The organism is Thermaurantiacus sp. (assembly GCF_053487655.1).
In genome coordinates this window covers 18,803-27,763 of sequence record NZ_JBRCLD010000013.1, presented here as the reverse complement: position 1 = coordinate 27,763, position 8,961 = coordinate 18,803, and the positions used below count along the sequence as shown (strand labels likewise).

The 8,961-nt window shown below is 68.1% G+C and carries 5 protein-coding genes; 2 read left to right on the top strand and 3 right to left on the bottom strand.

Going from position 1 to position 8,961, the window contains the following annotated elements:
* On the bottom strand, window positions 1-1,537 hold a 1,537-nt coding region (locus ACWIQA_RS01525; protein ID WP_448581300.1), incomplete at its 3' end, for a phosphate acyltransferase.
* A 49-nt stretch (window positions 1,538-1,586) separates the two neighbouring features.
* On the opposite strand from ACWIQA_RS01525, the gene mutS reads away from it, so the two are divergent.
* Window positions 1,587-4,130: a DNA mismatch repair protein MutS gene (gene mutS / locus ACWIQA_RS01520; RefSeq protein WP_448581299.1), complete on the top strand. Its 2,544-nt coding sequence runs from the start codon at window positions 1,587-1,589 to the stop codon at window positions 4,128-4,130.
* On the opposite strand, the gene ACWIQA_RS01515 is transcribed toward mutS, so the two are convergent.
* Entirely contained in the window at window positions 4,117-4,902 is a 786-nt protein-coding gene (locus ACWIQA_RS01515) for an SDR family oxidoreductase (RefSeq protein ID WP_448581298.1), read from the bottom strand. The genes mutS and ACWIQA_RS01515 overlap by 14 nt on opposite strands.
* Window positions 4,903-4,958: 56 nt before the next feature.
* Between ACWIQA_RS01515 and ACWIQA_RS01510 the strand changes: the two genes are divergently transcribed.
* The gene (locus ACWIQA_RS01510) at window positions 4,959-7,532 is read left to right on the top strand and encodes a TonB-dependent receptor (RefSeq protein WP_448581297.1); all 2,574 of its coding nucleotides are present in this window, start codon (window positions 4,959-4,961) and stop codon (window positions 7,530-7,532) included.
* On the opposite strand, the gene trmFO is transcribed toward ACWIQA_RS01510, so the two are convergent.
* On the bottom strand, window positions 7,510-8,865 hold the full coding sequence (gene trmFO / locus ACWIQA_RS01505; RefSeq protein ID WP_448581296.1) for a methylenetetrahydrofolate--tRNA-(uracil(54)-C(5))-methyltransferase (FADH(2)-oxidizing) TrmFO: 1,356 nt from the start codon (window positions 8,863-8,865) through the stop codon (window positions 7,510-7,512). The two genes, ACWIQA_RS01510 and trmFO, sit on opposite strands and share 23 nt — an antisense overlap.
* Between the last annotated feature and the right edge of the window lie 96 nt (window positions 8,866-8,961).

Genomic DNA, 8,961 nt, shown 5'->3' with positions numbered 1-8,961 from the left:
CCACCATGGCGGGCACCAGCGGGCTGTTCGAGCTGTTGTGGATCCGGTAGCTTTCGGGATCGGTGACACCGATCCGCTGAAACGCCTCCAGGATGGGATCTTCCCGCCCGACGAGGATCGGCTCGCCATAGCCCGATGCCCGGAAGGAGACTGCAGCGCGCAGCACCACTTCCTGTTCGCCTTCGGCAAAGACCACGCGGCGCGGCCGGGCGCGCGCTGCCTCGAACGTCGCAGCCAGCGCCGAGGAGGTGGGGTTCAAGCGCGCCCGCAGCTCGAGCTTGTAGCCCTCCATGTCGAAGATGGGCTTCCTCGCCACACCTGAGTCCATGGCGGCCTTGGCAACTGCGGCCGGCACTGCCTCAATAAGGCGCGGGTCGAAGGGGGCAGGGATGATGTAGTCGGGCCCAAAGGCGCGCGCACCGCCATAGGCTGCCGCCACTTCGTCGGGCACGGCCTCGCGCGCCAGTTCCGCCAGGGCCTTGGCAGCAGCAAGCTTCATCTCCTCGGAAATCTTGGTCGCCCGCACATCGAGTGCACCGCGAAAGATGTAGGGAAAGCCAAGCACATTGTTGACTTGGTTGGGATAGTCAGACCGGCCGGTGGCAATGATGGCATCGGGGCGGACAGCGCGCACCTCCTCAGGCAGGATCTCGGGGTCGGGATTGGCCATGGCAAAGATGATGGGCTTGGCGGCCATGGCGCGGACCATCTCTTTCGTGACTGCCCCCTTGACCGAAAGCCCGAAGAAGACGTCGGCGCCTTCGAGTGCTTCGGCAAGCGTGCGGGACTTGGTTGCAACGGCGTGCGCTGCCTTCCATTGGTTCATGCCCTCGGTGCGGCCCTGGTAGATGACTCCCTTGGAATCACACAGGATCACCTGGTCGGCAGGAATGCCAAGCGCCTTCACAAGCTCGGTGCAGGCGATCGAGGCGGCACCTGCCCCATTGACGACCAGGCGAATGTCGCGGAAGTCGCGGCCAGTCAGATAGGCCGCGTTGATGAGCCCGGCAGCCGCAATGATGGCTGTGCCGTGCTGGTCATCATGGAAGACCGGGATGTTCATGCGCGCCCTGAGCTCGGCCTCGATGATGAAGCATTCGGGTGCGCGGATGTCCTCGAGGTTGATGCCGCCGAAGCTCGGCTCCATCAGCTCAACGGCCTGGATGAATCGGTCCACATCCTCGGTTGCAAGCTCGATGTCGATCGAGTCGACATCGGCAAAGCGCTTGAAGAGCACCGCCTTGCCTTCCATCACTGGCTTCGATGCCAAGGCCCCGAGGTTGCCAAGGCCGAGGATCGCCGTGCCATTTGAGATGACGGCAACCAGATTGCCCTTGGCCGTGTAATCATAGGCACTCTCGGGCGTCTCGGCGATCGCCCGCACCGGGACGGCAACGCCCGGCGAGTAAGCGAGCGCGAGATCGCGCTGGGTTGCCATCGGCTTGGTGGCGATGATCTCGAGCTTCCCCGGCCGGATCGCCGAGTGGAAAAGGAGAGCCTCGCGGTCAGAGAAGACCGGGCGGTCGGAATCGGCCATCGCGCGCGCATCCTTGCCATGCGGAACGGCTGACCCTTACGGAGCCGCCATGGGCTCGGCAATCGCGCAGGGTGCAACCCCGATGATGGCGCAGGTCCTGCGCCTGAAGGCCGAGGCGGGCGACGCGCTGCTGCTGGTCAGGATGGGGGACTTTTATGAGAGTTTCTTCGAGGATGCGCGCGAAGTCGCCAGCCTGCTCAACATCGCGCTGACGGCGCGCGGCGAACATGGTGGCGAGCCGGTTCCGATGTGCGGGATCCCGGTCCCCTCGCTTGAAGCCCATCTCGCCCGCCTGGTGAAGGCCGGCCGAAGGGTGGCAATCGCCGAGCAGATGGAAGCGCCTGCAGCTGCCAAGACGCGCGGCCACAAGGCGATCGTCCAGCGCGAGATTGTCCGGGTGCTGACCCCCGGCACCCTCATGGAGGAACGGCTCCTCGATCCCCGGGCGCGCAGCCTCCTTGCCGCCGTCTTCCCTTCAGGCGCGCGCGCGGGCCTTGCCTTTGCGGATGTCTCAACCGGAACCCTGATGGCAGGCGAGATCGCAGCAGACGCGGTTGCCGACGAGCTGGCCCGGCTGGCGCCGGCCGAGACTCTGATGAGCGCCACGCTCCCCGGCTTCGACAGCCTCGAGGCCGAGCAGATGCTGAGCGCTCGCTTCGGCGCTGGTGCTGCCGCCGACTTCCCGCGCCCAGCGCTTGCAGCCTTGGGCGGGCTCCTCGCCCACATCGAGCGCACGGCGCGGGGGGCCGCCGTCCGGCTGCAGCCGCCGCAGCGCTTCGATTCCCTTCCCATGATGGCAATCGACGCTGCCAGCCGCGCAAGCCTCGAGCTCACCCGCGCGATGGGCGGCGGGCGCTCTGGCAGCCTGCTTGCCACTCTCGATTGCTGCGCAACCGCTGCGGGCGCCAGGCTTCTCTCCGACGCAATCGCAGCCCCTCTTGCCGACCGCGCCCAAATCGAAGCCCGGCTCGACAGGGTCGAAGCTTTCGTCGCTGACCGGAAGTTGCGCACCGATATCCGCACGCTGCTGAAGGCGGCGCCCGACCTCGAGCGCGCCCTGGCGCGGCTTGCCGCCGGTCGCGGCCGGCCACCTGATCTCGCCCAGGTCCGCGATGGCCTGGCTGCTGCAGCAGCCGTCCATGCCCGCTTGCCTGCCGAAGGCCCGCTTGCTGCCATTGCTGCGGCCCTCGCCCCACACAAGGACCTTGCCGCAACGCTTGCTGCCCTCGTTGACCGCCCGCCCGTCGAAGCTGCCGCCGGCGGCGCCATTCGGGATGGTATCGACCCAGCGCTTGACGACGCGCGCCAGCTGCAAACTGACAGCCGCGCTGCACTTGCCGCGCTTGAGGCAAGGCTCAAGGCTGAAACTGGCATCCCAAGCCTCAAAATCCGCCACAATGGCGTGCTTGGCTACCATGTCGAAGTGCCAAGCCGGCACGGCCAAGCCTTGCCGCCTGCCTTCCTGCATCGCCAGACCCTGGGGGGCGCCATGCGCTTTGACGAGCCGCGCCTTCGCGCGCTCGCCGACTCGATCGCCTCGGCCGGCGCCGACGCGCTCGCGATCGAGGCCGCCCACCTCGCCCGCCTCATGGAAGCGGTATGCGCCGAGGCCGCCCATGTCACAGCCTGTGCGGCTGCGCTTGCCCAGTGCGACATGGCCGCAGCACTCGCGGAACTGGCGGAGACCCGCCAATGGGTGCGACCCGTGCTCACAGATGGCACCGACTTCGCCATCGCCGGCGGGCGCCACCCCGTGGTCGAGGCAGCGCGACAGGCGGCGGGCGAACCCTTCGTCCCCAATGACTGCCGGCTGGATGCTGAGGCGCGGCTTTGGCTCATCACTGGGCCCAACATGGGCGGCAAGTCCACGTTCCTGCGCCAGAACGCCCTGCTTGCCATCCTCGCCCAGGCAGGAAGCTTTGTGCCCGCCCGCCAGGCACGCATCGGCATCGTCGACCGGCTGTTCAGCCGGGTCGGCGCGTCCGACAGTCTCGCCGAAGGCCGCTCCACCTTCATGGTCGAGATGGTTGAAACCGCCGCCATCCTCACAGGCGCAACCGACCGCTCACTCGTCCTCTTGGACGAAGTGGGCCGGGGCACTGCGACCTGGGATGGGCTCGCGCTCGCCTGGGCGATTACCGAGACGCTTGCGCAACGCGGCTGCCGCACCCTCTTTGCCACCCATTATCACGAGCTGACGGCCGTTGCCGCGCAGGTGCCGGGCATCGCCCTCCGCCGGGTCGAGGCAAGGCCGTGGGAAGGCGGCCTCGTCTTCCTCCACGATGTGCGCGAAGGGGCAGCGCCGGGGAGCTTCGGGCTCGACGTGGCCCGCGCTGCCGGCGTGCCGGAGCCGGTCATCGCGCGCGCCCGCGCCATACTCAGCCGGCTCGAGGCGGGCGAGGTGGGCCGGGGCGCTGCCGAAGCGCTCGCCGGGTTGCCGCTGTTCAGCGCTCTGCCGCCACCCGCCCCGCCGGTGGACCCCTTGCGCGATCGGCTTCGCGCCATAAGCCCCGACAGCTTGAGCCCCCGCGAAGCGCTCGATCTCCTCTACGAGCTGGTCCGCCTCGCCCGCGAGGGTGCTAGCGGGCGCTGATGCCGCCGTCGATGAAGAGCTCGGCCCCGGTCACGAACTTGGCCTCGTCCGAGCAGAGGTAGACGGCGGCCCAGGCCACATCGTCGGGCTCGCCGACTGCCCCAAGCGGAATCTGCCGGGCAAGCTTTGCCAGCACCCCGTCCCGGTCGAGGCCGCGGACGGCAAAATTGTCGAGGATGGGGGTGTCGATGAAGGCGGGGTGGAGCGAGTTGGCGCGGATCCGCCCGCCTTCGCGGGCACAATGGAGCGCAACCGACTTGGTCAAATGCCGCACTGCCGCCTTGGCGCTGTTGTAGGCGGCCATGTTGGCAGCAGCAATGACGCCGGCAATGGACGAGAGGTTGAGGATGGCCCCCAGCGTCCCGTCGCGCGCAGTCGTCGCCCGCATCAGCGGCAGGGCCGTGCGGCAGCCGAGAAAGGTGCCGTCGAGGTTGACGGCGTGACAACGCCGCCAGGTCTCGAAACTTGTCTCTTCTACCGTCCCGCCCGGTCCGATCCCGGCATTGTTGACCAGCACTTCAAGCCCGCCAAAGGCCGCGTCCACAGCTGCGATCGCTCTGGCCCAATCCGCTTGCTGCGTCACATCGAGCAGGATCGAGGGCTGGCCGAGCCCATCGGCCACCGCCGCGACTGCTGCCTCATGGCAGTCGGTCAGCAGCACCCGCGCTCCTTCGCCCACAAAGCGCTCGGCGATCCGCCGGCCAAGGCCCGAGGCGGCCCCGGTTACCAGCACGCGCTTGCCTGCCAGCCGCCCGCCCCTGTCGCCTGCCATCTCCCCTCTCCCCTTGGCCTTGCGCCTTCTCCCTGGTCCCCCTAGCTGGCGCCAGCTTGAACACAAGGGAGGCCAGAATCCGCGCGCGCCTGCTTGCCCTGCTGCTTCTCGCAAGCGCGGGGCCCGCCTTCGCCCAGGCCGGTCCGACAGCAGCCCCGGCGCCACAGGCGGTCCTCGTCTCTGCCACCGGCCGGGCGCAACGGCTCGCCGATGTGCCAGCCGCCGTCACTGCCATCCGCGGCGATGCGATGGCGCTCTCAGGCGCGACCGACTTGCGGGAGCTCAACCAGCTCGCCCCCTCGCTCCTCGTCTCCTCCACCTCGTCCGAGGCGGGCGCCGCCGTGGTCAGGATCCGCGGCATCGGCACCATCGGCGACAATCCCGGCCTTGAAGCCTCGGTCCCGGTCTTCATCGATGGCGTCTATCGCAGCCGCTCGGGCATTGGCCTTTCCGAGCTCGGCGCGGTCGAGCGGGTCGAGGTGCTGCGCGGCCCGCAGGGAACCCTCTTCGGCCGCAACGCGTCAGCTGGCCTTGTCGCCGTGGCAACCAAGGCGCCGAGCTTCACCCCCGAAGGCGTGTTCGAAGCCGGCTTCGGCAATTTCGCAAGCCGGCGCATCGGCGGCGGCGTGACCGCGCCCGTCTTCGAGGACCAGCTCGCCATGCGGTTCGACGGGGTGTGGACCCGCCGCGACGGCTTCGTGCGCGATGTCGTCTCCAGCGACACCATCAACGACCGCAGCCGCTTCCTGCTGCGTGGCCAGCTGCTCTTGACGCCCCGCGCGGACATGTCCGTGCGGCTCATCGGCGATTTCGCCCGCCGCGATGAGACCTGCTGCGCCTCTGCCTACCTTCCGTTCGAGACCGCCACCCGCGATGCTGCCGGCAACCTCTTGATCTTGCCCGTCAATGTCATCGCCGACACGCTCCGGTCACTGGGCGCCACCATTTCCGACGACACGTTCGCCCGCACCACCTCGGTGACGCCGGGCCGAAGCGACAAGAGCGACGTGACCGACTGGGGTCTTGCGGCCGAACTCCGCTGGGAGCTGGGGCCCGGCACGCTCACCAGCCTCTCCGCCTACCGCGACTGGGACCATGCCCAGGCGCAGGATGCCGACTCGACCAACCTCGACATCCTCGCCCGCGACGGCGAGCAGCGCCGGCTCCAGACCGTGAGCCAGGAGCTCCGGCTCCAGGGCGAGGCGGGCCGGCTTGACTGGCTCCTTGGCGCCTATTTCGCCCACGAACGGCTGAACCTCGTCGATGATCTCCGCTATGGCGCTGACTATACCCGCTATGCGGATGCCCTCGTCCGCCTCGAAGTCCCTGCCTTTCCTGGCTATGCCGCCATTGCCGCGGCACTGGGCCGGCCGGGCGACACGCTCAACGGCCGCGGGATCGTGCGCGACCGCTATCGCCAGACGTCGCGCCATGCCGCCCTTTACACCCACAATGTGCTGGCGCTCACCGACCACGTCGAACTCACGCTCGGCCTTAGATACACCCATGAGCGCAAGGCCCTCGCCGCCCGCCTCGAGAGCAACAACAGCCTGTGCGCTGCCATCTCAGCTAGCCCGTTTGCAGCCTTTGCAACGCTTGCCTGCGTCATCTCGCCAGTCAATCTCGCCGGCTCGACTCGCCTTTCTGAGGATGCGCTGACTGGAACTGCCGTGCTTGCGTTGCGCCCCGCCGACCGGCTCCTCGCTTACGCAAGCTACGCCCGGGGATACAAGGCCGGCGGCTTCAACCTCGACCGCTCGGCGCTGTCGCTCACGGCACCCGATCTCGCCTCGCTCCGCTTCCAGCCCGAGCTGGTGGACAGCTTCGAGCTGGGCGCCAAGTGGAGCGGAGATGGCATCGCCCTCAACCTTGCACTCTTCCACTCGCGCTTCGACCAGTTTCAGCTCAACAGCTTCAACGGCGTCGGGGTCGTCGTCGAGAACATCGTTTCCTGCCGCACCGACCTTGCCGGCGGCGACCGCGATTTCGCTGGCCTGCCGGTCAATGGCGTGCCCCTGACCCTGGCCGAAGCAGCAGCGACCGGCCGCTGCCCGGCCGACCAGCTGCAACCGGGGGTCATCACGTCAGGCATGGAAATCGAGGCCGCCCTGCAGCCGCGGCCCGATCTCGCCGTGGCCCTCGGGCTCGCTTATGCCAATGCGCGCTTTCGCCCCAACCTTGCTGGCACCGGCGGCCGGCCGCTGCCGCCCCCCCTCTTCAACATCCCTGGAGAGCAGCTTCCAAACGCGCCACAATGGGTGCAAACGGGCGCCATTTCCTGGACACCGCCAATCCTGGGGACGGATTTTCGCGCCCTCTTTTACTTCGACTGGCGCGCGCAGTCGGCAATCAACACTGGCGCGGACCTCTTCCCCGAGAAGCGCCAGCCCGACATCCTCGTCGCCAACGCCCGCTTTGGCCTGCTCGGCCCCGAAGGACGATGGTCGTTTGAAGTCTGGGCGAGAAACCTGTTTGCGACCGACTTCCTCCAGGCGAGCTTCAACGCGCCGCTCCAGGGCAGCGGCACCCGCGCGCAGACCCAGCGCGGCGGCCCGGATGCAACCCGCCTCTTCGGCAGCTTCCTTGGCGAGCCGCAAACCTTCGGGATCACGCTGCGCTCGCGGTTCTAGGGCCTCTGTCGAGGCTTTGCATCCAGCCTGCAAGCGCGGCGCGCGCCCGGGCCGTCATCATCGCCTTGCGGCAGCTCTTGCCCGCCCCTTCGACAGGGGGGAAGAGGCCGAAGTTCACGTTCATTGGCTGGAAGGTCGCCGGGTTGGCGGCGCCGGTGATGTGGGCGAGGAGGGCCCCGAGCGCGGTCTCCGCTGGCGGCGGCGGCAGCGCACGGCGCCTGCGCGCAGCAGCAACAAAGCGCCCGGCCAGGAGCCCGATCGCGGCACTCTCGACATAGCCCTCGCAGCCGGTGATCTGGCCGGCAAAGCGGATGCGCGGGTCCGCCTTCAGCCGGAGCCACGGGTCGAGCAGAACGGGGGAGCGGATGAAGCTGTTGCGGTGGAGGCCGCCGAGCCTTGCGAACTCGGCCCGCTCGAGGCCCGGGATGGTGCGGAAGATCCGGACCTGCTCGGCGTGCCGGAGCTTGGTCTGGAAGCCGACCATGTTGAAGAGCGTGCCGGCACGATTGTCCTGCCGGAGCTGGACCACGGCGAAGGGGCGCCGCCCGGTCTTGGGGTCGCGCAAGCCCACCGGCTTCATCGGCCCGAAGCGCAGCGTATCCGGCCCGCGCTCGGCCATCACCTCGATCGGCATGCAGCCCTCAAAATAGGGCACGTCCTCCCAGTCGCGGAAGGCAATCTTCTCGCCCTCCAGCAAGGCGTTCACAAAGCAACGATACTGGCCCTCATCAAGCGGGCAGTTGATGTAGTCGCCGCCATCGCCGTCAGGCGCGCTGCGGTCCCAGCGCGACTGGCGCCAGGCGACCCCCATGTCGATCGACCCGGCGTGGACGATGGGGGCAATCGCATCAAAGAAGGCAAGATGCGCTTCGCCGGTCAGGCGGCGGATGTGGCTTGCAAGCGCATCCGACGTAAGAGGCCCAGTTGCGATAATGACGTCATCCCAAGCCGGATCGGGGGCTGCAACTTCGCCGCGCACCACTTTGATGCCCGGATGGGCGAGGATCCGCTGCGTCACCGTGCCGGCGAACAGCTCGCGGTCGACGGCAAGTGCCGAGCCTGCCGGCACCCGGGCACCGTCTGCTGCTGCCATGATAAGCGAACCAAGCAGCCGCATTTCCTGGTGCAGCAGCCCGACGGCATTTCGCTCCGGGTCATCAGAGCGGAAGCTGTTGGAGCAGACCAGCTCTGCAAGCGCATCAGACCGGTGCGCTGGAGTCATCACCAGATCGCGCATCTCATGCAGCACCACCGGCTCTCCGGCTTCGGCCAGCTGCCAGGCGGCTTCTGAACCGGCAAGGCCGCCGCCGATCACATGAACGGGCGCGCGCATGCGCCTCTTCTGGCCTGCCAGCCCTGGCTCTGCAAGCCAGCCCCGGGAAAGATGGCTAATGGCTTGTAAATATTCGTTAATGCCAGGCCGATGGGC

What these genes read in the sequence shown, in the direction of transcription:
- mutS (WP_448581299.1), top strand. Translation starts at nt 1,587, where the DNA reads ATGGGCTCGGCAATCGCGCAGGGTGCAACCCCGATGATGGCGCAGGTC.
- trmFO (WP_448581296.1), bottom strand. Translation starts at nt 8,865, where the DNA reads ATGCGCGCGCCCGTTCATGTGATCGGCGGCGGCCTTGCCGGTTCAGAA.
- ACWIQA_RS01515 (WP_448581298.1), bottom strand. Translation starts at nt 4,902, where the DNA reads ATGGCAGGCGACAGGGGCGGGCGGCTGGCAGGCAAGCGCGTGCTGGTA.